Origin of the sequence: Streptomyces albus subsp. albus (assembly GCF_000725885.1) — a bacterium.
Lineage (GTDB): Bacteria > Actinomycetota > Actinomycetes > Streptomycetales > Streptomycetaceae > Streptomyces > Streptomyces albus.
The window spans coordinates 70,656-94,078 of record NZ_JODR01000017.1 but is presented as its reverse complement, the minus strand read 5'-3'; the positions used below and the strand labels follow the sequence as shown (position 1 = coordinate 94,078).

General features: G+C 71.2%; 24 protein-coding genes, 1 tRNA gene and 1 riboswitch. Of the genes, 13 read left to right on the top strand and 12 right to left on the bottom strand.

Annotation, left to right across the window (positions count from 1 at the left end):
• Nucleotides 1-20: 20 nt before the first annotated feature.
• Nucleotides 21-617: a TetR/AcrR family transcriptional regulator gene (locus IO40_RS0120335; protein WP_016469190.1), complete on the top strand. Its 597-nt coding sequence runs from the start codon at nt 21-23 to the stop codon at nt 615-617.
• A 162-nt stretch (nt 618-779) separates the two neighbouring features.
• Here IO40_RS0120335 and IO40_RS0120330 read toward each other — a convergent pair whose 3' ends face one another.
• A complete protein-coding gene (locus tag IO40_RS0120330) occupies nt 780-1,658 on the bottom strand; it encodes a CPBP family intramembrane glutamic endopeptidase (protein WP_016469189.1) in 879 nt (292 codons plus the stop codon).
• Between the two features lie 87 nt (nt 1,659-1,745).
• Nucleotides 1,746-2,693: an alpha/beta hydrolase family protein gene (locus IO40_RS0120325; RefSeq protein WP_030407210.1), complete on the bottom strand. Its 948-nt coding sequence runs from the start codon at nt 2,691-2,693 to the stop codon at nt 1,746-1,748.
• 99 nt (nt 2,694-2,792) lie between these two features.
• Here IO40_RS0120325 and IO40_RS0120320 point away from each other — a divergent pair, with 99 nt between their 5' ends.
• Nucleotides 2,793-3,344 carry a helix-turn-helix domain-containing protein gene (locus IO40_RS0120320; RefSeq protein ID WP_030407211.1) on the top strand — a complete coding sequence of 184 codons (552 nt, stop codon included), beginning with the start codon at nt 2,793-2,795 and terminating at the stop codon, nt 3,342-3,344.
• Nucleotides 3,345-3,654: 310 nt separating this feature from the next.
• Nucleotides 3,655-3,933 carry a transposase gene (locus tag IO40_RS37695; RefSeq protein WP_016469186.1) on the top strand — a complete coding sequence of 93 codons (279 nt, stop codon included), beginning with the start codon at nt 3,655-3,657 and terminating at the stop codon, nt 3,931-3,933.
• A 15-nt stretch (nt 3,934-3,948) separates the two neighbouring features.
• Here the strand turns inward: IO40_RS37695 and IO40_RS33815 are convergent, their stop codons facing one another.
• Both IO40_RS33815 and IO40_RS0120305 read right to left on the bottom strand, forming a co-directional pair.
• Nucleotides 3,949-4,950 carry a hypothetical protein gene (locus IO40_RS33815; RefSeq protein WP_016469185.1) on the bottom strand — a complete coding sequence of 334 codons (1,002 nt, stop codon included), beginning with the start codon at nt 4,948-4,950 and terminating at the stop codon, nt 3,949-3,951.
• Between the two features lie 568 nt (nt 4,951-5,518).
• On the bottom strand, nt 5,519-6,442 hold the full coding sequence (locus IO40_RS0120305; protein WP_031175876.1) for a LysR family transcriptional regulator: 924 nt from the start codon (nt 6,440-6,442) through the stop codon (nt 5,519-5,521).
• Nucleotides 6,443-6,583: 141 nt separating this feature from the next.
• On the opposite strand from IO40_RS0120305, the gene IO40_RS0120300 reads away from it, so the two are divergent.
• A complete protein-coding gene (locus tag IO40_RS0120300; RefSeq protein WP_016469183.1) occupies nt 6,584-7,171 on the top strand; it encodes an ester cyclase in 588 nt (195 codons plus the stop codon).
• A gap of 265 nt (nt 7,172-7,436) precedes the next feature.
• Here the strand turns inward: IO40_RS0120300 and IO40_RS0120290 are convergent, their stop codons facing one another.
• Nucleotides 7,437-8,741, bottom strand: coding sequence for a PTS transporter subunit EIIC (locus IO40_RS0120290; RefSeq protein ID WP_031175874.1), 1,305 nt, complete (start codon nt 8,739-8,741; stop codon nt 7,437-7,439).
• Between the two features lie 245 nt (nt 8,742-8,986).
• On the opposite strand from IO40_RS0120290, the gene IO40_RS0120285 reads away from it, so the two are divergent.
• The 4 genes from IO40_RS0120285 (at nt 8,987) to rdgB (ending at nt 11,279) form a co-directional block, all read left to right on the top strand.
• On the top strand, nt 8,987-9,220 hold the full coding sequence (locus IO40_RS0120285; protein WP_016469181.1) for a PTS sugar transporter subunit IIB: 234 nt from the start codon (nt 8,987-8,989) through the stop codon (nt 9,218-9,220).
• 98 nt (nt 9,221-9,318) lie between these two features.
• Entirely contained in the window at nt 9,319-10,044 is a 726-nt protein-coding gene (gene rph / locus IO40_RS0120280; protein ID WP_016469180.1) for a ribonuclease PH, read from the top strand.
• Between the two features lie 163 nt (nt 10,045-10,207).
• Nucleotides 10,208-10,588 (top strand): hypothetical protein, encoded by a 381-nt coding sequence (locus tag IO40_RS0120275; RefSeq protein WP_016469179.1) that lies wholly within the window; start codon nt 10,208-10,210, stop codon nt 10,586-10,588.
• A 73-nt stretch (nt 10,589-10,661) separates the two neighbouring features.
• Nucleotides 10,662-11,279 (top strand): RdgB/HAM1 family non-canonical purine NTP pyrophosphatase, encoded by a 618-nt coding sequence (rdgB, locus tag IO40_RS0120270; RefSeq protein WP_031175873.1) that lies wholly within the window; start codon nt 10,662-10,664, stop codon nt 11,277-11,279.
• A 93-nt stretch (nt 11,280-11,372) separates the two neighbouring features.
• Here the strand turns inward: rdgB and IO40_RS0120265 are convergent, their stop codons facing one another.
• The 5 genes from IO40_RS0120265 to bcp all read right to left on the bottom strand — a co-directional run bounded on the left by IO40_RS0120265 (nt 11,373) and on the right by bcp (nt 15,813).
• Nucleotides 11,373-12,392 carry an HNH endonuclease gene (locus IO40_RS0120265; RefSeq protein ID WP_031175872.1) on the bottom strand — a complete coding sequence of 340 codons (1,020 nt, stop codon included), beginning with the start codon at nt 12,390-12,392 and terminating at the stop codon, nt 11,373-11,375.
• A complete protein-coding gene (locus IO40_RS33810; RefSeq protein WP_234336584.1) occupies nt 12,389-13,039 on the bottom strand; it encodes a class I SAM-dependent methyltransferase in 651 nt (216 codons plus the stop codon). The genes IO40_RS0120265 and IO40_RS33810 overlap by 4 nt, the downstream gene beginning before the upstream one ends.
• A 555-nt stretch (nt 13,040-13,594) precedes the next feature.
• Nucleotides 13,595-13,676 (bottom strand) — tRNA-Leu (locus IO40_RS0120255).
• 93 nt (nt 13,677-13,769) lie between these two features.
• Nucleotides 13,770-15,275 (bottom strand): MFS transporter, encoded by a 1,506-nt coding sequence (locus IO40_RS0120250; RefSeq protein ID WP_016469175.1) that lies wholly within the window; start codon nt 15,273-15,275, stop codon nt 13,770-13,772.
• 61 nt (nt 15,276-15,336) lie between these two features.
• Nucleotides 15,337-15,813 carry a thioredoxin-dependent thiol peroxidase gene (bcp, locus tag IO40_RS0120245; RefSeq protein ID WP_016469174.1) on the bottom strand — a complete coding sequence of 159 codons (477 nt, stop codon included), beginning with the start codon at nt 15,811-15,813 and terminating at the stop codon, nt 15,337-15,339.
• Nucleotides 15,814-16,081: 268 nt separating this feature from the next.
• Here bcp and IO40_RS0120240 point away from each other — a divergent pair, with 268 nt between their 5' ends.
• Both IO40_RS0120240 and IO40_RS0120235 read left to right on the top strand, forming a co-directional pair.
• Nucleotides 16,082-16,435, top strand: a complete 354-nt coding sequence (locus tag IO40_RS0120240) for a DUF3618 domain-containing protein (RefSeq protein ID WP_016469173.1) — start codon at nt 16,082-16,084, stop codon at nt 16,433-16,435.
• Nucleotides 16,436-16,508: 73 nt separating this feature from the next.
• Nucleotides 16,509-16,811, top strand: coding sequence for a GroES family chaperonin (locus tag IO40_RS0120235; RefSeq protein WP_016469172.1), 303 nt, complete (start codon nt 16,509-16,511; stop codon nt 16,809-16,811).
• Nucleotides 16,812-16,908: 97 nt separating this feature from the next.
• Here the strand turns inward: IO40_RS0120235 and IO40_RS0120230 are convergent, their stop codons facing one another.
• Entirely contained in the window at nt 16,909-17,229 is a 321-nt protein-coding gene (locus tag IO40_RS0120230; RefSeq protein WP_016469171.1) for a DMT family transporter, read from the bottom strand.
• 30 nt (nt 17,230-17,259) lie between these two features.
• Nucleotides 17,260-17,321, bottom strand: a riboswitch (guanidine-III (ykkC-III) riboswitch).
• Nucleotides 17,322-17,400: 79 nt separating this feature from the next.
• A complete protein-coding gene (locus IO40_RS0120225; protein WP_031175870.1) occupies nt 17,401-20,574 on the bottom strand; it encodes a transglycosylase domain-containing protein in 3,174 nt (1,057 codons plus the stop codon).
• A 215-nt stretch (nt 20,575-20,789) separates the two neighbouring features.
• Between IO40_RS0120225 and IO40_RS0120220 the strand changes: the two genes are divergently transcribed.
• Genes IO40_RS0120220 through IO40_RS0120210 form a run of 3 tightly spaced genes read left to right on the top strand, consistent with a single transcriptional unit; the run spans nt 20,790 to nt 23,422 of the window.
• Entirely contained in the window at nt 20,790-21,596 is an 807-nt protein-coding gene (locus tag IO40_RS0120220; RefSeq protein WP_016469169.1) for an ABC transporter permease, read from the top strand.
• Between the two features lie 4 nt (nt 21,597-21,600).
• Nucleotides 21,601-22,440, top strand: coding sequence for an ABC transporter permease (locus tag IO40_RS0120215; RefSeq protein ID WP_016469168.1), 840 nt, complete (start codon nt 21,601-21,603; stop codon nt 22,438-22,440).
• 16 nt (nt 22,441-22,456) lie between these two features.
• Nucleotides 22,457-23,422 carry an ABC transporter ATP-binding protein gene (locus IO40_RS0120210; protein WP_016469167.1) on the top strand — a complete coding sequence of 322 codons (966 nt, stop codon included), beginning with the start codon at nt 22,457-22,459 and terminating at the stop codon, nt 23,420-23,422.
• Nucleotide 23,423 lies beyond the last annotated feature (1 nt).

Here is a 23,423-nt window from a genome sequence, read left to right as displayed (position 1 = left end):
GAGCCCGTATACTTAGCGGTATGAGTACGGTGACGACGGCGCCCCGACGACAGGGACGCGGAGGCCGCGAACGCATCCTGGCCGCCGCCGCCCACCTCTTCGCGACGCAAGGGATCAACGCGACCGGCATGGAACAGGTCGCCGAGCAGGCACCGGTGTCCAAGCGCACCCTCTACGCGCACTTCCGGACCAAGAGCGACCTGGTCATCGCCCACCTGCAGGACCTCGCCTCGACCGGCCTCACCCTGGAGAGCGTGCTGACGCGCGAGGACATCCCGGCGAGAGAACGCATCCTGGCGCTGTTCGCCCTGCCCGCCGCGGACGCGGCCCCGGTCCGCGGCTGCCCCTTCATCGACGCCGCCGCGGAGTTCCCCGACCCGGACAGCGCCGTCCACACCTACGCCCGCGAACAGAAACTGCTGATGGTGCGGCTGGTGACCGCACTGGTGACGGAGCTGGGCTGCCGCGAGCCCGCCGCACTCGCCGAACAGCTCGTCACCCTCGCGGACGGTGCCGCCAGCCGCGCCATGGTCCTGGGCGACCCGGACTACGGACGGCACGCACGGGCGGCGGCACAGATCCTCCTGGACAGCGCCGCGCCCGCGACGGCCGGCTAGCCGCCCGGCCCGGCCTGCCCGCCCGGCCCGGCCTGCCCGGTCGGCCCGGGCCGGTGGCCGGTGCGCCGACTGCGACCGTGCCCGCGGTTTCCGCACGCCGACGAGCGCGGTGCGGCGACGCCGGGTGGCATCGCCGCACCGCGCTCGCGGAGGGTGCGGACCTCAGACGCGTACCGCCGGTTCCGGCGCGGCGCCCACGGCGCCGGCCCGCGGCGTACGGGGCAGCGCCCGCGGCGGGGCGAAGGTCAGCAGCAGGACGGCGACGAGCGCCTGGAGGCCCAGCAGCAGGGCGAGCGTCTCGGCGGCCTTGACGCCGAGGAGCACCATCGTGGTGTTGCCGGCGAAATGGACCGCGATCGCCGCGACGATCCCGCCCCGCTCGTAGGCGTACCCGATCAGCATCGCCATCGGCACGACGCTGACGGCGAAGAGGACGCCGCCCGCGGTCGCCAGGCCCAGCTCGTACTGCACGGTGCCCTCCAGGAAGAAGAGCGGCAGGTGCCAGACGGACCAGACGACGCCGAGCACCAGCACGGCCTGGAAGCGGCCCATCGTGGCGCGCATCCGCGGGTGGACGGTGCCGCGCCAGCCCGGCTCCTCCCCGAGCGGGCCGCCGACCAGCATCATGGCGACGAACGCGACGATGCCGCCGGCGTCGCCCACCGTGTCCTTGATGCCGTCCAGGCTGAGCGCCGGACCGCCTGCCGCCTGCGCGAGCAGAACGCCCGCCCAGACCGTCGCCGAGGCGAGCACCAGCAGCAGCGGCGCCCACAGCAGCGTGCCGCGCCCGAAGCGCACCACCTGGGCGGGGGCGGGCTCCCCGCGCCGGCCGCGGCGGATGCGGAGCACGAGCGCGGCCAGCAGCGGGCCGAAGGCGCCGATGAGGTGGACGCCCGAGGCGGCGGGCGAGTTCGCGGGCCCGCCGAGTGCCCAGGCCGTCGCCCAGGCCACCCAGCTCACACCGAAGGCGAGGGAGAAGAAGAGGGTCAGATCGCCCCGGTAGCCCTGCGGGCGGGACGCGGAGTCGTGTGAGGTCGTCATGTTGCGGAGGCTCTCCGTGAGGTGGGGGCGTGAGCTGTCGTGAGCGGGCGGGGCGGGGCCGGCGGGCACACCCCCGCGAGAGGGAGGTCAGCGGGCGGCGGGCCGGCTTCCGGCGGATGTCCGGCGCGCCTCCGCGTCCAGGTGGCGGGCGAGCCAGTCGGTGACCAGGCCGAGCAGTTCGGGGTCGACCGGTTGGCGCAGCAGGCGGCGGTAGCGGCTCAGGGAAGGGCGGGCGGAGTCGCGCCGCAGGACGTGGGTGAGGCCGGCGGCACGGTGGGTCTCAGCGCCGCCGGGGACCAGCCGGGCGATCTCCTTCAGGTCGTCCGGGTCGACCTGGAGGTCCTTGTCGCCGGTGACGGCGAGGACCGGGGCGTCGAGGACGGCGAGGTCGTCCCGGGTGTCGTGGGCGAGCATCTCCCGCATCCAGCGGGCGTTGACCTTGTTGCCGGCCACGCGTGCCACATCCGTACGGGTCCTCTTCACCCGGGCGAGGACGTGGCTGCCCAGCCCCGCCAGCGGCCGGCGCAGCAGCCGGACGGGGGCGGGCATGCTCGACACGATGGAGCGGCCCTGCTTGCGGAAGGCTTCCTCGCCCGGGCCGGCGAAGCCGGCCAGCAGCACCACCGCGCGGACGTCCGTGCGGGAGCCCAGGGCCATGGCGTGCAGGGCGCCCTCGCTGTGGCCGATCACGCCGATCGCGTCCGCGCGGATGTCGGCCCTGTCCGCCAGGGCGCGCACGGCCGCCGCGGCGTCCCGGCGGTTGTCGGTGAAACCTGCGGTCCGCCAGTCGCCGGGGGTGGCACCGCTCCCGCGCCGGTCGTGGCGGAGGGTGGCGATCCCCCGTGCCGCGAGGGCCTCGGCCACCGGCGCCGCCAGATTCATCCGGAGCTTGGCGGTGTTGCCGTCGCGGTCGAGCGGGCCGGAGCCGTGCAGCAGCAGGACGGCCGGGTGCGGTCCGGGGCCTGCGGGCAGCGTCAGACTGCCGGCGAGCGGGGTCCCGTCGTCCGCGGTGACCGTCATGTCGATGTCGCGCAAGGCTCCGCCTCTCTGATCCCACGCGTCGTGGCAGACGTGGTGCCGGACACGTTTCGTTCTCAACTTCGAGAACGTTATCAGATGTGAGACCATAGGGTCATGGCAGCCGCGAATCTCCTCCTCCATCCGGTCCGGATGCGCATCCTCCAGACCCTGGTCGGTGCGGGCGAACTGACCACCGCTCAGCTACGGGAGCGCCTTCCGGACGTCGCTCCGGCGACCATGTACCGGCACGTCGCCACCCTCACCAAGGCCGGCATCATCGAGGTCGTCCAGGAAAGACCCGTGCGCGGGACGGTGGAGCGCAGCTACCGGGTACGGCAGGACGAGGCCCTGGTCGACGAGGAAGCCCGCGCGGCCATGACCAAGGAGGACCACCGGCAGGCCGTCACCGTCTTCACCGGCGCGCTGATGGACGGCTTCGAGCGCTACCTCTCCCGCGACGACGCCGACCCCCCGCGCGAAGGGGTCCTCTACCGGCAAGGGGCGGTGTGGGCGACCCCCGGGGAGTTCGCCGAACTGGTCGAGGAACTGGAGGCACTGGTCGCCCGGCGCACCGCCCACACCCCCGGCGACGGCCGCATCCGCCACATCATCAGCCTCGCCCTCGTCCCCGACAAGGCGGCGTCGGCGGACGACCCGACGCCCTGAGCAGCACCCCGGCCGGGAGGGCTCCGGCGGCCGACGGCAGGAGCCCTCCCGTCTCGTCGCGCCGGACTCCACCATCGTCGGAGCCCACCAGCACACGGCCGCCGAAGGGGGCTCGACGAACGCGGGCCCGGACGCTCCCGCGGCGGGCCGGCCAGCAAGATCCACCTGGCCTGCGACGGGCGAGGCCGACCGCTGTCTTCACGGTCACGGCCGGCACCCGCAACGACTGCACCCAGGCCGAGACGGTCGTCGACGCCATCCGCGTCACCCGGCCACGAGCCGGGACGCCCCGCGTCCGGCCCGCGCAGGGGTGGCCGACAAGGGCTACTCGGCCCGGATCTTCCGGGCCTATCTGCGTCAACGTGGCATCAAGGCGACCATTCCCGAGCGCGTCGACCAGCTCGCGTGCCGGCGCCGAGAACGGCCCTGCGGTTTCGACGGAGCCGTCCACCGGCGCCGCAACGTCGTCGAACGCTGCTGCAACCGCCTCAAGCGATGGCGGGGCATCGCCACCCGTTACGGCAAGCCGCCCGACCGCTACCTCGCCGCCGGCACCCTGGCCGGCACGCTCATCTTGTTCGAGACATGATCGACAAGACGCTGCCTAGCCGCTGACGTGGACGAGTGCGGTGCGTTGTGCCCCGACCAGCAGGAGACAGGAATCTCCCTCACCGGCCAGGACCGATTCGAGGGGAAAGTTCTTGGCGTAGGCGAGGAGCGGTGGGGTTTGAGAGCTTCCAGTGGTCTTGGTGACGATTGTTGTGAGGAGCTCGCGGGCGAGCCAGGAGACGAGCTCATCGCCGGGGGCCTCGGGCGTGGTGAAGTCGAACTCCCAGATCAGGGACTGAGCCCGGGACGCCTCGATCATGTTCTGTTCGGACTGTGTCAGCGCGGCTCTCAAGGAGGCGGCGTCCAGTGCCCAGAGGACATCGTCGGTTTCGTCGTCGGAGTCCTCCGCGATCAGCCAGTGGCCGTCTCCGGCCCAGCCCGCACGGAAGGCAGCGTCTGGGTCGGCGACGTTCAAGTCGATGTCATGGGTTCCGAAGGTCACATCGAAGGTCACCGCGTCGACGTTGTTGATCCGGAGGAACTCGCCGAGCAGTGTCGTGACGCAGGCGATCCGGTATTCGGTCTCCTCGTTGGCGGAGGTGGCCGGCAGGGGGGCCAGTGCCAGACGCGTTGTCGTCTTGCCAGAGCGCACCAGCAGATGAAGCTCATCGTCCAGCGCGGGGGCACCGGGCCGGGCAGCTACCGTGACCCGCAGCAGGTCCGTACCGTCTGCTGCCAGGCAGCCTGCCAGATATCCGGCCAGCGCCCGGCCTCGCCGGTCCAGGCCGTCAGGCCCGGACTCCAATGCTTCGACGAGGAACGCGTACGCCTGCTCAGCGCCCGCGTCGGGCCGACCCCACGAGGCGTGCAGGGGGCCGGCAGATGTCTCGTCCGGGGCTTCGATACCAAACCGCTCAACGGCTACCGGGTAGCGCCGCCCGTCGAGACCGGCGAACGTCAACGGGAACCTCCCGTAGTCCGAAACCTCGGCCAGGGAGGGAGCGGTGGTCCAGTCTTCCTCGTAGGACGCCGGAGCTTCGCCGCCGATGACCGCCAAGCGCCATCGCGGCAGCCGACAGTGCGAACAGGTGCTCCACGGCTTCGATCGGGTTGATGTGGCGACGCCCCGCCTCCGTCAACGTCCGTCCTCCGAGTCCTCACTCGTGATCGCAGCAGAGCCTACAGGGAGCGGCTGTGGCCGTCGGCGTGCCACGAACGCAGGGCAGCGCCGCCGGCGTCGCGGAAGCGGGCGAATGTGTCACCGAACCCCGTGAACGTGAGTGGTCACAGCACCGGAGCACGTATCGGGTCGTGATCGATGAGTGGTCTGTGCAAGGCCGTTGATCCAGATCATCGCGGCACGCAGGTGGAGACCGGCGAGGTAGTTGCCCGTGGCCTTGTCGTCCAGGGTGGCGATGCGTGCCCGGCCTTGAACTTGTTGATCGGGCGGGGCCGCCGGCGACCCGGTGACCACCGCGCCGGCGAACGTCGCGAGGTGTCCGGCCGCCAACTCTCCGGCGCGGCGCGTCCGACGGGCTCGACGCAGCGCCGGCCGTTTCCGCGTCGAAACCGCCGTAACGGGGCCGAAACGAGAAGCGCCGCGCGGAACTCGCCGTGGGCATTCCTCACCCTCCGCCTCCGTCAGCGCCCCTTCTGATTGTCAATGGTTCCCGCAGGGCCCGGACAACGATTTCGTGCGTTTCCACCCCGTCATTCCTGGTGACCGCGAGAATGCTCCGGCCGAGCCAGTTCGGGTCGTCCACGCGTACCAGGGCAATGTTCTCAGGGACGACCGGAGCGAGGAGGTCCGGAACGACGCAGATTCCAAGACCGGCGGCAACGAGTCCGAAGCGGCTGTGCCAGGTCCGTGTACGGAAGGCGATGAGCGGATCGGTCAGCGTGGGCCAGGCGCCGAACTGCGGTTCGTCACGTGCGCCCTTGCCCACGATCCATGACTCGTGGACGAGTTCACGCACCGGGACGGTGCCTTCCACCGCGGCGAGAGGGTGCCCGCGTGGCACGCCCACCGTCAGCTCGCCGCCCGGCAGCGGGGCGGTCCGCAGCCCCTCCAGGGCCGGCTGCGGCAGGCCGGGCCCGGAGGCCACGACCGAGACGTCCAGCCGCTTGCTGATGACCTGGTGCACGAGCTGCGGCGAGGACGCCTCGGTGAGTGCGAATGTCAGCCTGGGCTGCTGCTCCAGCGCCCTGGCCAGCGCGAAGGGGAGCAGAGCGGCGTTCGCGGAGGGGAAGGCTCCCACCCGGACCCGCACCTCGGGTCCGTGGGCCAGCTCGTCGAGCCGTTCGTCCAGTCGGTCAAGGCCGGCGAGGGTCTCGGTGGCGAACCGGGCGACGAGTTCCCCCGCGCGCGTCATGGTGACGCCGCGCGCCCCGCGTACGAAGAGGGGCTGCCCCGCGGCCTTCTCGGCGGCCGAGACCTGGCGGGAGATGGCGGGCTGGGAGTAGCCGAGGGTGCGCGCCGCGCGGCTCAGGGAGCCGTGCGCGGCCACCGCGCGCACGACGCGCAGAGCGCTGATGCTGAGTTCGGGCACGGCGTCATCGTAGCCGTCCGAGCCATGCACGCTCGTTATGGGAAATGGTCGATAATTGCATGCTGCGCAGGGCCAAAAAGGAGTTTGCGGGGGCTAGTGTCGAAAGCGGCGGCAATGCCACTACCCCCGAAAGGATTTCCCGTGAGTGAGTTCATTTCCCCTGATGACACCCGTTACGACGAGCGGGCGCGCGCCCTGGTGCGGATAGGCCGTGAGGCGATCGCCGTGGCCGACGACGAGAAGCTGGACGCCTACTTCGCGGACGACTTCGTTTTCCACGGCCCCGACGGCGACATGACGTACGTGCAGCTCCGTTCCTTCTTCGCGGCCATGCGTGCCGCGTTCGAGGGATTCGCGTGCGAGCGGCGCACCATTGTCAGCGAGGGTGAGTACATCGGTGCGCGTACCTGTATGTCGGGGCGTTTCACCGCGCCCTTCGAGGCGTCCCCGATCGGCACGATCCCGCCGAACGGGCAGCCGATGCGACTCGAACTGATCAACCTCTTCCGCTACCACGAGAACGGCCGGTTGGCCGAGGAATGGGTCCAGTACGACAACGTCGGCTTCCTGCGTCAGCTCGGCGTCGACCTCACTGAGGGGCGCTGGCCGATACCCCGGCGGGCGTCCCGCCGCCCGGGTGCCTTCAAGGGACGTCAGGGAGCGGTCACCTCGCCCCGGCGAACGGTGAGGCTCACCCCGCGCAGCGCGGGTGTGGCCGCTCCCGGGTAGGTGAAGGAGACGTTTCGGCCTGGATGGACCGCGCGGGAGAGGGCAGCGGTGCCCCTGTCGTCGGGATGGCGTGCCGGGCCGCCGGCTCGGTGGCCCGCTCGGTGTCACCGAGCTGCAGCATCTCCTCGTACATGCGGTTGACCTGCGGGCCTCGCACGCCGGAGGGAATCCGGATGTCCCTCGATCTCTCCTTCCACCAGTCCCTGCTCGCCGCAATCCCCAAAGCGACGGTGCGAGGGCGCAAGGCCCTGGCAGGACAACACACCTAGGCGCGGGTGTTGTCCTGCTCGATCTCGTGGGCGACCTCCTCGGGTTCGCGGCCCGGTGTCTTCAGGTCGAACTTCACGATCAGGAAGCGGAAGAGCGCGTAGTACACCACCGCGAAACACAGTCCGATGGGGATGATCAGCCAGGGTCTGGTGGCCAGGCTCCAGTTGATGACGTAGTCGATCAGTCCGGCGGAGAAGCTGAACCCGTCGTGCACGCTCAGCCCCCACGTCAGCGCCATCGACACACCGGTGAGCACCACGTGGATGACGTACAGCGCCGGGGCCACGAACAGGAACGAGAACTCGATCGGCTCGGTCACCCCGGTCACGAACGAGGTCAGCGCGGTGGAGAGCATCAGTCCGCCGACCACCTTGCGCCGCTCGGGACGGGCCGCGTGCGTGATGGCCAGCGCGGCGGCCGGCAGCGCGAACATCATGATCGGGAAGAACCCGGAGGTGAACTGGCCGGCCGACGGGTCGCCCGCCAGGAACCGGTTGATGTCGCCGTGCACGACCTCCCCGTCCGGCTTGCGGAAGCTGCCGAACTGGAACCACATGAAGGTGTTGAGGAACTGGTGCATGCCGATCGGGATCAGCGCCCGGTTGGCCAGGCCGAAGATCCCCGCGCCCCAGGCGCCCAGATCCGTCATCCACTTGGAGAAGGTCGTCAGCCCGTCGCCGATCGGCGGCCACACCCACTGGCAGAGCACCGCGAAGACGAGCGCGACGAACGCCATGATGATCGGCACCAGCCTGCGGCCGTTGAAGAAGCCCAGCCAGTCCACCAGCTTCACCCGGTGGAACCGCTGCCAGAACCACGCCGCCAGCAGCCCGACGACGATGCCGCCGAAGACCCCCGGGTTCTGGTACGTCGCGGCGCCCGCCGCCGTGCCGCCCTCGCCCAGGCAGGTCCCTTTCGCGGTGTCGAAGGAGGTGCCCGGCGGGCAGGTGGGGAACTGGTGGAGGATGTTGTAGTAGACGAGGAAGCCGGTGACGGCGGCCAGCGCGGTCGAGCCGTCGGCCTTCTTGGCCATGCCGATGGCCACGCCGACGCAGAACAGCAGCGGCAGCCCGAGTGCCGAGTCCAGCAGGGCGCTGCCGGCGCCGAGGAAGACCTTGGCCACGTCGGTCCAGCCCAGGCCCTCGTCGCCGAAGATGTCGGGCTGGCCGAGCCGGTTGAGGATGCCGGCGGCCGGGAGCACCGCGATGGGCAGCTGGAGGCTGCGGCCCATCTTCTGGAGGCCCTGGAAGAAGGTGGAGGCCCACTTGCGGCTCGGCCCGGCTGCGGCGTCGGCGCTCACGGCCCCTCCTGACTGTCGGCCCCCCGTCCACCGTCCGGACGGCTGACGCATACTGGTGTAGACCACTAGTGGTAGCGGGCCGCGGCCCGTCCGCCGGTGCCGGCGGACATCCACGGCGCCGACACTCGTCATCTTTCGCCAACAAGCGGACACATGCCCGCGTAGATGGGCTGATCGTGGACTAACGTGACAACTGCGTCATCGGGGCCGCCCGCGTCCACCAGGCCGGAACACAGGAGTACGACATGGCCACCAAGGCTGAGAAGATCATCGCCGGGCTCGGCGGACTGGAGAACATCGAAGAGGTCGAGGGCTGCATCACCCGCCTCCGCACCGAGGTCAACGACTCCTCCCTCGTCGACGAGGCCGCCCTCAAGGCCGCCGGCGCACACGGCGTCGTCAAGATGGGCACGGCGATCCAGGTCGTCATCGGCACCGACGCCGACCCGATCGCCGAGGAGATCAACGACCAGCTGTGACGCCCCGACGGGCACTCCGGACGGGGCCGCCCGCCGCCCCGTCCGGGGGATGCGGGCCCCGTTCTGCCGAAGCCCCCACCGGGGCTAGGCTCACCCGCATGTCACGTATCGACGGCCGTACGGCCGAGGAACTGCGCCCGGTGACCATCGAGCGCGGCTGGAGCAAGCACGCGGAGGGCTCCGTCCTCATCTCCTTCGGCGACACCCGGGTGCTGTGCACCGCGAGCCTCACCGAGGGCGTGCCCCGCTGGCGCAAGGGCAGCGGGGAGGGCTGGGTCACCGCCGAGTACGCCATGCTCCCGCGCTCCACCAACACGCGCGGCGACCGCGAGTCCGTACGCGGCAAGATCGGCGGACGCACCCACGAGATCTCCCGTCTCATCGGGCGCTCCCTGCGCGCCGTCGTGGACTTCAAGGCGCTGGGCGAGAACACCATCGTCCTCGACTGCGACGTCCTCCAGGCCGACGGCGGCACCCGCACCGCCGCGATCACCGGCGCCTACGTGGCGCTGGCCGACGCCGTGGCCTGGGCCCAGGAGCGCAAGCTGATCAAGCCGAAGGCCCAGCCGCTGACCGGCAGCGTCGCCGCCGTCAGCGTCGGCATCGTGGACGGCGCCCCGGTGCTGGACCTGCGCTACGAGGAGGACGTGCGCGCCGAGACGGACATGAACGTGGTGTGCACCGGCGACGGCCGCTTCGTCGAGGTGCAGGGCACCGCGGAAGGCGTGCCGTTCGCGCGCCAGGAGCTGGAGGGCCTGCTCGACCTGGCCGTGGCCGGCTGCGCCCAGCTCGACGGCGCCCAGCGCACCGCACTGGGCCGCTGAGACCGCCCGCGGTCCGGCCGGGCGCCCGCGAGGGCCCCGGCCGGATCCGTTGCACGGTGTTGTCCCGCCCGGGGAACTTTGCCGCCGCTTTACGCGTCTGAACAGGTGCGGGCCGCACGTGTCGAACCGTGCGGCCCGACCAGACCTCGGGAGGGGACCGGACGTGCTCCGTCGTCAGGCCGTCGCCGCTGCGGCGGCTCTCATGCTCGCTGTTCCTGTTCTGGCCGGCTGCTCGGCCGTCGACCGCGCACTGGACTGCGCCGGCACCGCCGCCACGATCGCCGAGTCGGTCGACGACCTCCAGCAGGCGGTCTCCGACGCGGGGGAGGACCCCGCCCAGGCGGACAAGTCCCTCAAGGCGATAGACAAGAACCTCACCAAGATCCAGGACGAGACCGACGACGGGGATGTCGGCAAGGCCGTCTCCTCGCTGCGGGACGCCGTCGACGGCGTCCGCTCAGACGTCGAGGCCGGCCGCACGCCGCAGACCGGCCCGGTCACCGACGCCGCCGACGAACTGACCAAGGTCTGCACACCCGGCTGAGCCACGCCGCCCCACCGGGTGTCGCCCTCCCCGGGCGGCACCGGCGGGGGCGGCAGCGCGATACTGGGTGCCCATGAGCACCCAGCGCCTGATCCTGGCCACCCGCAACGCCCACAAGGTCACCGAACTGGAGGCGATCCTCGCCGACGCCGGCATCGACCTGGAGCTGGTCGGCGCCGACGCCTACCCCGAGGTGCCCGACGTCAAGGAGACCGGGGTGACCTTCGCGGAGAACGCCCTGCTCAAGGCGCACGCCCTCGCGCAGGCCACCAAGCTGCCCGCCGTCGCCGACGACTCCGGCCTGTGCGTGGACGTGCTCGGCGGGGCGCCCGGCATCTTCTCCGCCCGCTGGGCGGGCCGGCACGGCGAGGACCGCGCCAACCTCGAACTGCTGCTCGCCCAGCTCTCCGACATCGACACCCCGCACCGCGCGGCGCACTTCGAGTGCGCCGCGGCGCTCGCCCTGCCCGACGGCACCGAACGGGTCGTGGCCGGACAGCTGCGCGGCACCCTGCGGCACGCCCCCGCCGGCAGCGGCGGCTTCGGCTACGACCCGATCCTCCAGCCCGACGGCGAGACCCGGACCTGCGCGGAGCTGAGCGCCGAGGAGAAGAACGCCATCAGCCACCGCGGCAAGGCGTTCCGCGCGCTGGCCCCCCTCGTCAGGGAAGCGCTCGGCCTCGGCTGCTGAGATGCGGATCCGCGGCCACTGGGTGGTCACCGGGAACCCGCGCGTACTCCAATATGGAGTGCCATCGGCGTCCTTCCTCGGGCGGGACTCGGATCACCTGCACAGTGACCTCACCTCGTGGACGAAACGGGTCCACTGCTTGCCGTCCGCGCCGCCCGGGTTACGGCCCAGGGCCAGGCGGAGGGTGCGGCTGAGGGGCTTGAGCGAACTCATGATCGCCTCGTTGCGCTGGACGAGGCGCCGTTCCAGCTCAGGGCCGGGGAAGGCGTCGCTCTTCTCGGCGTTGCAATGCTGGTGGGCCGGTGCGAGGTTCCACACCGCGTCCAGGTCGGGGCCCTCCCAGCCGGAGACGCCGCCGTAGCGCTCCATGATGACGTACGGGAAGACGTGGTCGATCGCGACCTGGTCGCTCGGGCCGATCGGATTGTCACAGATGAGGCAGCGGCCGTGCTGGAACCCGAGGACGGCCTCCCGTACGCCGGTCACCGAGCGGCGCCGGCGCTTGTCGGTGAGGGTCTCGGTGGCCCAGTCGACCGTCATGCCGTCGGTCACCAGGCTGCGGCCGATCCCGGTGGTGAAGGAGCACTCGACGATGTTCCACCGCCCCGTCAGCTCGTCCAGGAGGCCGTCCACCTGCTCGGACTGGGCGGCCACGCGCAACAGATCCGGCAGCAGACGGACCATGGGAGGGCGGGAGTCGGGGATCAGCTCGTAGAAGGTGTGGGCGATCGGCGAGCCGTTCCGCAGGTTGTGGAACTTACGCATCACCATGCCCGGCATGGACCGCATCGCGGACTCCACCAGCCGCTCCGTAGGCTCACCCGCCGCCAGCGACGCTTCGCTCTCCGCCGTGGCGACGGAGAGGAAGTCCGTCTCCTTCATCGAGGTGATCTCGGGCGCCTGGGGCGCCGTGCGCAGATGCTCGACCAGCTCCATCGCGTAGGTACGGGCCAGTTCGCGGAGCGGGACCTCGGTCCGACCGGCGCGCGCGTGGACGAGCAGCGCGCGCCCCAGTGCGAATTTGTAGGTGCGGGAGTTGGCGCCCATCAGGATCGCCTGGCGCCATGACGTGCGAGCCGCAGGGTCGGCGGCGAAGAAGGCGTCACCGGTCATGCGCACTCCCTGCTCAGTACGAGTCGGGTCCAGCACACCTGTCCGCGGCCCAGCCGGTCGGCGCCCTCCCACACGTTGACAGGGCGCAGTCCGCAGGCTCGGGCGAGGTCGAGGGTCTCGTCGTCCGGGACCTCGAAGAGCTGCTGCTCCTCCGGTCCCGGACCGTGCCGCACGGTGAGGAAGAGGACGCCCCCCGGGGTCAGCAGCTCGTGCAGGCGGCGCATGGCGGGCTCGCGGTCGCTCTCGGCCAGGTGCATCCACACCGCCGAGACCAGCAACACGTCGAACGGGCCGTTCAGGCACGCCAGGTGCGGCAGCGCGCCCTCCAGCCACACCACCGGCGCGTCGGCGTGCAGCCGCTGCGCGACCTCGCGCATCCGCGCGACCGGCTCGACCGCCACCACCTCGTACCCGCGCTCGGTGAGCGCGGCGGCGTCCCGCCCGGTGCCCGCGCCGATGTCCGCCACCCGGGCGGGAGCCGGGGGCAGGAAGGACAAGGACTCCTGGTGAACAGTCTCGAACGACAGGCTCTCGTACCTCTTGGCCAACCACTCCGCGTTCCGCGCGTAGTACGCGGAGCCCCGCGTGTGCCGGAGCCCCGATTCCGAGGGGTCATCGCCCGTCTCGCTCGCCTCGCCCGTCGCCATGCTGGAAGCGTACGGCGCCCCACTGACAGCGCTGATGGCCATTCAGTGCCGCGCTCAGGAGCTGCACCGCGTATGCCGGGTCCACGGAACCCGTTCGCTCGGCCTGTACTACGCGGGGCGTTACGCGGAAGCAGCGCGCGCGGCACAGGCCGGAGTCGATCTCTCTCCCGAAAACCCACAGGCCATTCGGTTGCTCGTGCACGGCTGCGCCCGGGCGTACGCCCGAATGGGAGACCGCGCCGCGGCCGGAAGCCGCGATCGGCCGGGCCCTGACGCTCTCGGAGCACCAGCAGGAGCTTCCCGTGGGACTCACCGCGTGCATCGACTTCGTTCCGTACTCTGTCGCCCGCACGCTGGCGAACGCGATCACCGCGCGCCTCTCCTCCGGAGACGCGAAAGCAGTCCTGGCAGACGCGGACGAGATCGAGGTGGACGTCGCCTCCGCGCCGCACAGGCCAGGTGATGCACCTCCGTGCGCACACGGTGTGCACGGGAGCAGCGTCGAAAAAAGCCCTCCCGCCGCGTCTTCGCAGGTCAGGGGGCTCGCCCTCGGAGTGCGCGAGGGGGGACTCGAACCCCCACGTCCGAAGACACCGGCACCTAAAGCCGTCCCGTCTACCAATTCCGGCACTCGCGCGCGCACGTATCGTACTGCGGGGCCGGGCGGATGACCCCGGCCGGGGCACGCACAAGGCCCGCGCCCGCAGCTGCGCGGGCCTTGTGCGTGCCCTCAGAACGTGGGCTCGTTCGTCTCGGCCCGGGCCAGCCGGCGGGCCTCCTCGTGGGTGCTGACCGACGGCGGCGAACCCTGGAGCGGCTTGCGGGCCGTCTCCTTCATGCACACCACGGCGACGATGCCCAGCAGGGCCGCACCGGAGGCGTAGTAGGCGGGAGCCAGCTTGTCGCCGGTGCTGTCCACCAGATACGTCATCAGGCCCGGTGCCGTGCCGCCGAACAGGGACGTGGCCACGTTGTAGCCGATGGACAGTGAGCCGTAGCGCACATCCGTGGGGAAGAGCGCCGGCAGCGTCGCCGACATGGTGCCCAGCAGGCACACCAGGCAGGCGCCCATCACCAGCAGACCGATCAGCACGGCCACGAAGCTGCCCTGCTGGAAGAGGGCGAAGGCGGGGATGGTCAGCACGGCGAAGCCGCCCATGCCCGCCAGCAGCAGCGGTTTGCGGCCGAACCGGTCGTTCAGATGCCCCACCCGCTGGATGACCAGCGCCATCGCCACCATCGCGATGATGGCGGCGACCAGCTCCATGGAGTTCTCGTAGCCGAGCGCGTCGGTCAGATAGGCGGGCATGTACGACAGGAGCATGTAGTCGGTGACGTTGTAGGCCGCCACCAGGCCGATGCACAGCAGCAGCGTCCGCCACTGCTGGGCGAAGATCGTCTTGAGTTCCTTCTGGGGGACGTTCTCCGACAGCCGCGGTTCGGCCGCCTCCTCCGCGCCGGCCTCGGGGGAGTGGGACAGCTGTGCGGCCCGCTTCTGGAAGGCCGGGGTGTCGTCCAGCTTCATCCGCAGATACAGACCGACCACGCCGATCGGCCCGCCCACCAGGAACGGGATCCGCCAGCCCCAGTCGAGCATCGCCTGGTCGCCCAGCGTGGTGTTGAGCACCAGCACCAGCGAGGCGGCACCGGTGTAGCCGGTGAGCGTGCCCAGCTCCAGGAAGCTGCCGAAGAAGCCGCGCCGCTTGTCCGGCGCGTACTCGGCGATGAACGTGGCCGCGCCGCCGTACTCGCCGCCCGTGGAGAACCCCTGCACCAGGCGGCAGATCAGCAGCAGCACGGGCGAGACCAGCCCGATGGAGGCGTAGGAGGGGATCAGCCCGATGCAGAAGGTGCCCGCCGCCATCATCACCATGGTCAGCGCGAGCACCTGTTTGCGGCCGATCCGGTCACCGAGCGGCCCGAAGAACAGCCCGCCCAGCGGGCGCACCAGGAAGGAGGCGGCGAAGGCGGTGAACGACGCCAGCAACTGGGTGCTGCCCGCCGGGAAGAACACCTTGCCGATGGTGACCGCGAGATAGGCGTAGATCCCGAAGTCGAACCACTCCATGGCGTTGCCGACTGCGGCGGCCATGGTGGCGCGCTTGACGGTGGCCTCGTCCGTCACCGTGATGTCGCTACGACGGACCTTCGGATCCCGCCTGCGTCTGACAGCGCGGAAGAGGTGCCGGTGCCGCTTGAGGGCAGCCGGGTCGTAGGGCTGTTCCTCTTGCTTCATCCCTCATGAGTACCGCACCCGGACGGGACGAAGCACGCTCGGCCCGTCCGGGTGCCTCAGATCACTCCGAGGCCAGCCCCAGGTCCTTGATCAGCTTGGCGACGTGGCCGGTGGCCTTCACGTTGTAGAGCGCACGTTCGACCTTGCCCTCCTCGTCCACGATCACCGTGGACCGGATGACGCCGGTGACGGTCTTGCCGTACAGCTTCTTCTCGCCGAAGGCGCCGTACGCCTGCATCGTCTCCTTGTCCGGGTCGCCGACGAGCGTGACCTTCAGGGACTCCTTCTCCCGGAACTTCGCCAGCTTCTCCGGCTTGTCCGGCGAGATGCCGATCACGTCGTAGCCCTGGCCGGCCAGCAGCTCCAGATTGTCGGTGAAGTCGCACGCCTGCTTGGTGCAGCCCGGGGTCAGCGCCGCCGGGTAGAAGTAGACGATCACCTTGCGGCCCCGGTGGCCGGCCAGCGACACCTTGTTGCCGTCGGCGTCGGGGAGCGTGAAGTCGGGGGCGGCATCGCCGGGCTGAAGACGCTGGCTCATCGGGGGCTCCTTCACTGGGGCGGTCACTGCGTGCGCTGTGTTTCCTCCGGTGCCCGCCGCGGTACCCACCGGTGGTGTCGTGCCGCCGGTGTGCGGCCCACACCCCTACCCGCCGGTACGGTGCGGTGGCGACGGCACCGGGCTCACCCTGCCCGAGCGTAGCCAAAAGCCGCCGATCGGGGGTGCCGTGGGGCATCGGGCCGGGCGAGCTGACAGGATGGCCGTCAACACGGTAGGACGCAGGACTGACAGCGACGGAGGCAGCTCGGTGCCGGAAGCCAGGACCCCCGCGGACATCGAGGCGGACATCGTCCGCAGGCGGCAGGATCTCGCGGCAGCGCTCGACGAGATCGCCGTACGCGTGCACCCGAAGACGATCATCGGCGACGCCAAGGCCAAGGCCGCCGCCGCGGTGGACCGCACGGCGGGACGCGCGTACGTCGTCGCCAACCGCGCGGTCAGCGACGTGCGCGCCCAGTTCGTCACCGAGGACGGCGCCCCCAGGGTGGAGCGCATCGTGCCCGTCGCGGTGCTCGTCCTCGCGCTGGCCGGCGGCGCCCTCGCCGTCTCCTCCCGCCGCAAGCCGGCGTCCCGTCGGGCGGCTCGCCGCCGACGCCACTGAGAGGCTGAGATACGGTCTTCCGGTGAGCCCAAAGACCCCTGCCTCCGCACAACATGAGAAGTTGCCGATCCGCATGCTGCACGACCGCGTGCTCGTCCGGACCGACACCAGCGAGGGCGAGCGCCGGTCCTCCGGCGGCATCGTGATCCCCGCGACGGCGGCCGTAGGACGCAAGCTGGACTGGGCCGAAGTCGTCGCCGTCGGACAGAACGTACGGACGGTCGAGCCCGGCGACCGGGTGCTGTACGACCCCGAGGACCGCGCCGAGGTCGAGGTACGCGGAGTCGCCTACGTCCTGATGCGGGAACGCGACCTGCACGCCGTGGCGGCCGAACGCCTCCAGGACACCGACGACTCGACCGGCCTCTACCTGTGACACCCGGGCGCCGTGCGGCTCCCCGGGAAGGGAACCGCACGGCGCCCCGCGACACCCCCTTGCGCCTTGCGGGGGCACCTGCTGCGCCCGTGGCCGCTCAGTGGCCCGAGGTGAGTTTCAGACCGATCACCGAGACCAGCAGCAGCCCGATGAAGAAGAGGCGGCCCGCCGTGACGGGTTCGCCCAGCGCCAGCATGCCGACGACCGCGGCGCCGGCCGCACCGATGCCGACCCACACGCCGTAGGCCGTCCCGATCGGCAGGCTCTTGGCGGCCAGCGACAGCAGCACCATGCTCGTGGCGAACCCCGCCACGGTGAAGACGCTGGGCCACAGCCGGGTGAAGCCCTCGGTGAATTTGAGACCGATCGCCCAGGTGACCTCGACGAGACCGGCGACGACAAGCATGATCCAGGCCATGACGGCACCTCCGTTGCGTACGACTGCGGGGGTGCGTCGTCTTTGCTCTGCCCGGTACGGCGCGTCTCGTCGGGACCGGTCCCGACCTGTGCGGGGACCGGCCCTTGGACCGTAGCAAAGGGAGCGGCCCGGGGTGGTGGCTCAGATCACCACCCCGGGCCGCTCCGCCGTTCAGTGCTCGCGCGCGCCGCCGTCCCAGGCGTTGCCCGGGTCACCGCCGATGCCGCCGGGATCACCGTTGCCGCCGGGGCTGCCGCCCGGGTCGCCGTTGCCGCCGGGGCTGCCGCCCGGGTCACCGCCGTCGACCCCGCCGATCCCCGGCGGGCTCGGCGGATCGGACGTCGGCTCCTGCGAGGGCGGCGGCTCGTGCGACGACGGGGGGTCGTCGCTCGGCTGCTGCGACTGGCTCGGGCTGTCGCTGGGCCCCTCGGAACTGGGCGGTGCGCTCGCCGTGTCCGAGGGATCCGGCGCCTCGGAACTCGGCACGCTGCCGTTGCCCGAGGTGTCCAGGTCGAACTTCTTGACCGGACGCCCCTCCAGTGCCGCCTTGGTGTACGCGCCCCAGATCTGCGCCGGGAAGCCGCCACCGTTGACCCGGGCCTGCCCGCCCGCCCCGTACAGCGGCTTCTGGGCGCCGTCCTTGGGGTCCTTGCCCATCACGCTGATCACGGTGGACAGATCCGGGGTGAAGCCGGCGAACCAGGCCGCCTTGTCCTCCTCGGCGGTACCCGTCTTGCCCGCCGCCGGACGCCCCGCGGCCTTCGCCGCCTGGCCGGTGCCGCCCTCCACCACGCTGCGCAGTGCGGCCGTCGTGGTGTCGGCCGCGGCCCGCGGCACGGCCTGCTTGACGTCGCGGTCCGGCAGCTTGACCACCTCGCCACCGCGGGTGATCTTCTCCACCATCGTGTAGTGGCCGTGCTTGCCGTGGTTGGCGAGCGTGGCGTACGCCTCGGCCATGTCGAGCGTCGAGGCGGTGGCGACACCCAGCGAGATGGAACCGTCCTCGGGCATCTGGGTGCCCGCCGCGGGCACGCCCAGGTCGGTCGCCGTCTTCTTGACCTTCTTCGGGCCGACGTCGATGCCCATCTGGGCGAAGACGCTGTTGACGGACTTGTCCATGGCCGTGGTGACCGGGATCCGGCCGTAGGACCGCTGGTCCTCGTTGGCCGGTGCGTAGCCGGTGCCCTGGCCGTTGCTGACCACCTCGCGCCGGTTCGTGCCGTCGTAGACCGTGTTCAGCTTGATCGGCCGGCCGTCCTGCGTCGTGGCCTTGTTCTGCAGGGCCGAGGTGAAGACGAACGGCTTGAACGTCGAACCGACCTGGTACTCACGGCTGGTGGCGCTGTTGGTGTACTGCTCGGTGTAGCCGATGCCGCCGTACATGGCGACGACCTTGCCGGTCTTCGGGTCCACCGAGGTGCCGCCCGCCCGGACGTACTTGTCGATCTTGCGGTTCTTCTTGTCGAGCTGCGACATCAGCTCGTCGTTCACGGCGTCCCGCATCGCCTTCTGCTTCTTCGGCTGGAACGTCGTGGTGATCCGGAAGCCGCCGGCCCGCAGCCGCCGCTCGTCGATGATCTTGTTCTCGATGAGGTGGTTCTTCACCGCCTCGACCAGGTAGCCGCGCTCGCCCGACATGTTCCGGGGCGGCTTGGGAGCCTCCGGCTCGGGGAACTTCAGCCCCTGCCGCTCGCTCTTGCTCAGCCAGCCCTTGGTCACCATGCCGTCCAGCACATAGTTCCAGCGGGCCACCGCGCGCCCCTTGTTCTCCGGGTGCACGCGGGTGTCGTAGGCGTTCGGCGAGTTGACCAGCGCCGCCAGATAGGCGCTCTCGGCGGTGGTCAGATCACCGACGTCCTTGCCGTAGTAGGCGTGCGCGGCCGACTGGATGCCGTACGCGTTGCGGCCGAAGTAGCTGGTGTTCAGATAGCCGGCCAGGATGTCGTTCTTGCCGACCTCGTTGTCCAGCTTCAGCGCGATGAAGAACTCCTTCGCCTTCCGCGTGACCGTCTGGTCCTGGCTCAGGTAGTAGTTCTTCACGTACTGCTGGGTGATCGTCGAGCCGGACTGGCGCTCACCACCGGTCAGCATGTTCCAGCCCGCGCGGAGCATGGCCTGCGGGTCCACCGCCGACTCGTGGTAGAAGTCGCGGTCCTCCGCCGCCAGCACCGCGTGCTGCGTCTTCTTGGGCACCTTGCTCAGCGGCACGATCTCCCGGTTGACGTCCCCGTCCCGGGCGATCTGGGTGCCGTCCGCGTACAGGAAGACGTTCGTCTGCGCGGCAGCCGCCTTGTTCGGGGCCGGGATGCTCACCAGCAGATAGCCGGCGACCAGCGCGCCCGAGACGAGCAGCACGATCAGCAGGACGCCGCCCAGCACCATGCGCCAGGTCGGCAGCAGCCGACGCCAGCCGGTGCGGCGCCGCTTCTGCCGCTTCTCCCGGCCCTTCTTCTTGCCCTTGCCGTCCGGGGGCGGGGTCCGCTCCGCACCCGGGCCGTCCGAGAGCCTGCCCGCCTGCTGGAGCAGAGCCGTCTCCTCGGCACCGGGCCCGCCTCCAGCGGGCACCTTGCCTGTGGGGGCGCCGCCTGCGGGTACGCCCTTGCCTGCGGGGCTGCCCGCGGGTACGCCCTTGCCGGGGGTGGCTTTGCCGGGTACGCCGCTGTCGGGGGTGCCCTTGGCGGGGGTGCCGCCGTCGGGTGCGCCCTTGCCGGGTGCGGCACCGGTGGGTGTGGCCTTGCCGGGGGCTCCCGGGACGGGCGGGGTGCCCTTGGCGGGGGAACCACCGTCGCCGGCGCTCTTGCCGGCCGCCGCGCCCTTCGACGAGACGGGCCGCGCCGGGGTGCCCCCGGGGGCGGTGCCCTTCGGGGTGCCCTCCGCCGGGGTGGCGGAACCCGTGGGAGCGCCGGTCTTGCCGCCTCTCCCCTTGGCACCGTTGCCACCGGGCGCGGCGGCCCCCTTGGCGGGGGCTCCTTCCGTGCCGGAGGCACCCTCGGCGGCGGGGCCGCTCTTGTCCGCGGGGCCGTTCTTGCCGGTACCGCCGCTCTCTCCGGAGCTGCCGCTCATACTGGTGCCGCCGCTCTTGCCGGTACTGCCGCTCTTCCCTGCGTCGCCGCCCTTGCCGGAGGTACCGCGCGCGGCGGGGGTGTCCCTCTCGCCGGGGGTACCACCGGGGGCACCCCCGGTGTTGCCGCCGGGGGCGTCGTCGGGGGTGCCCTTGCCCCGGTCGGGGCCGTTCTTCGGGGCGGCGCCCCGGGGCCGGGCGTCCTTGTGGGGCGGGTTCTTTCCTGGCGGGCCGTCCGACTCCGGCTCTCGGCCTTCGGCGTCGCGTTTCGGCTCGTCACTCATGTCTGCAGGGACTCCTCGTCCAATGGCGGGCGATTCGTGGTACGCCCCGTAGAACACTTTCGCACCCTCCGCACCGCGGAACGAGCCCAGGGGCCGCGGGGACCGGTGAATATTCGGTGGTCACCCGCCCGGCCCCGCACTAAGCTTCCTCGCTTGCCCAGGCTCGGTTCTCGCACGGAAGTGCTACTAGGAAGACGGTGGAGGAGCGCGAAAGGATGCATCTGCTCCGCCTCAATCTTGCCGTGGCCGCGAGCGGCTTCCGGCGGTACGCCACCTACCGCGTCGCCACGGCGGCCGGCGTCTTCACCAACACCGTCTTCGGGTTCATTCTCGCCTATACGTTCATCGCTCTGTGGCACGAGCGTCCGCAGCTGGGCGGTTACGGCCAGTCACAGGCGCTGACCTTCGTCTGGACCGGTCAGGCGCTGCTGGCCGCCGCCGCGCTGATGGGCGGCGGCTTCCAGGACGAGCTCCACGAACGGATCCGCAACGGCGACATCGCCGTCGACCTGTACCGGCCCGTGGACCTCCAGCTGTGGTGGCTCGCCCACGACCTGGGCAGGGCCGCCTTCCAGCTGGTGGGCCGCGGGGTGGTGCCGATGGTCGCGGGGGCGCTCGTCTTCGACCTGGCGCTGCCGGCCTCCCCCCTCGTGTGGGCGCTGTTCCTGCTCTCCGTACTGCTGGCGGTCGTCGTCAGCTTCGCGGTGCGCTACCTGTGGGCGCTGTGCGGGTTCTGGCTGCTGGACTCCACGGGACTGAGCGCCCTGTCCACGCTGCTGAGCATGTTCTTCTCGGGGATGCTGCTGCCGCTGAACGTCTTCCCCGGCGAGTTCGGCGACGTGGCGCGGCAGCTGCCGTGGGCCGCGACGCTCCAGGTGCCCGCCGATGTCCTGCTGGGCACCCAGCCCGGCGGGGCCCTGGCGGGGCTCGCCTTCCAGGCGGTGTGGGCGGTGGTGCTGCTGGCCGCGGGCCGGCTCCTGCAGGCCCTGGCGACCCGCAAGGTGGTGGTCCAGGGTGGCTGAGGCCATGGCGGCGGGCCGGGTCCGCAAGGTGCTGGGCCGCGCCGTGTGGGGGGTGCGTGCGTACGGCTTCATCGCGGCCATGTGGATCCGTTCCTCATGGGCGTACCGGGCCTCGTTCTGGATGATGCTGGCGGCCAACTTCGCCACCACGGCCCTCGACTTCGTCGCGATCATGCTGATGTTCTCCCAGGTGGACGCGCTCGGCGGCTTCTCGCTGCCGGAGGTCGCCTTCCTCTACGGCACCGCCTGCGTCGCCTTCGGGCTGGCCGACCTGATCCTGGGCACGGCCGAGCGGGTCGGCCGCCGGGTGCGCGACGGCACCATGGACGTCCTGCTCACCCGGCCCGTGCCCGTCCTCAGCCAGGTGGCGGCCGACCGCTTCGCGCTGCGCCGGCTGGGCCGCATCCTCCAGGGGACGCTCGTACTGGGCTGGGCGCTGACGCGGCTGGAGCTGGACTGGACGGCGGGGCGGGTGGCGCTGCTGGTCTCGATGCTGCTGTGCGGGGGCGTCATCTTCGGGTGTCTGTTCGTCGTCGGCGGTGCGTTCCAGTTCTGGGCGCAGGACGCCGCGGAGGTGCAGAACGCCTTCACCTACGGCGGTACGACGGTGCTCCAGTACCCGCCCACCGTCTTCGGCAAGGAGCTGGTGCGCGGGGTGACGTTCGTGGTGCCGCTGGCGTTCGTGAACTGGCTGCCCGCCCTGCGGATGCTGGGCCGCGACGATCCGCTGGGCCTGCCGGGCTGGGCGGACCTGGCCGCGCCCGCCGTCGCGCTCGTGTGCTGTCTGGTGGCCGGGCTGGTGTGGCGGGCGGGGCTGCGGGCGTACCGCAGCACGGGAAACTGAGAGAGGACGGCGGGCCGTGCCGACGACCGACGAGGCGTTCATCGACGTGACGGACCTGACCAAGACGTTCCGGGTGCGCCGCAGAACAGGGTGGCTGCGCCGGACCACCAGCGAGGTGCGGGCGGTCGACGGGGTCTCCTTCCGGCTGCGGCGCGGCGAGATGGCCGGTTTCATCGGGCCCAACGGCGCCGGCAAGTCCACCACCATCAAGATGCTCACCGGCATCCTCACCCCCAGCGGCGGGCGGCTGCGCGTCGCCGGGACGGACCCGTGGCGGGAGCGCACCCGGCTGGTGCGCCGTATCGGTGTCGTCTTCGGACAGCGCACCACTTTGTGGTGGGACCTGCCGCTGCGCGACTCCTACCGGCTGGTGCGCCGTATGTACCGCATCCCGCGCGACCGGTTCGAGGAGAACCTCGCCCGCTGCGTGGAGCTGCTGGAGCTGGACGGGCTGCTGGACGTCCCGGTGCGGCAGCTCTCGCTCGGGCAGCGGATGCGCGGCGACATCACGGCCGCGCTGCTGCACGACCCGGACGTGCTGTACCTGGACGAGCCGACGATCGGGCTGGACGTGCTGAGCAAGGCGCGGGTACGGGAGTTCCTGCTGCGGCTGAACGCCGAGCGCGGCACCACCGTGCTGCTGACCACCCACGACCTCAGCGACATCGAGTACCTGTGCGAACGGGTCGTGGTCATCGACCACGGCCGGCTGCTGTACGACGGCGCCCTTGCGGGGCTGCACGAGGCGGGCCGCAGCGAGCGCACCCTGGTGGTGGACCTGGAGCGCGAGCTTCCCCCGATCGAGGGGATACCGGGTGCGCGCACGGTCCGTACGCAGGGGCCGCGCCAGTGGCTGGCCTTCCCCGCCTCGGCGAGCGCCGCACCGCTCGTCGCCCGGATCGCCGCCGACTACCCGCTGGTGGACCTCTCCGTACGGGAGCCGGACATCGAGGACGTCATCGCACGGATGTACGGAGGCTGAC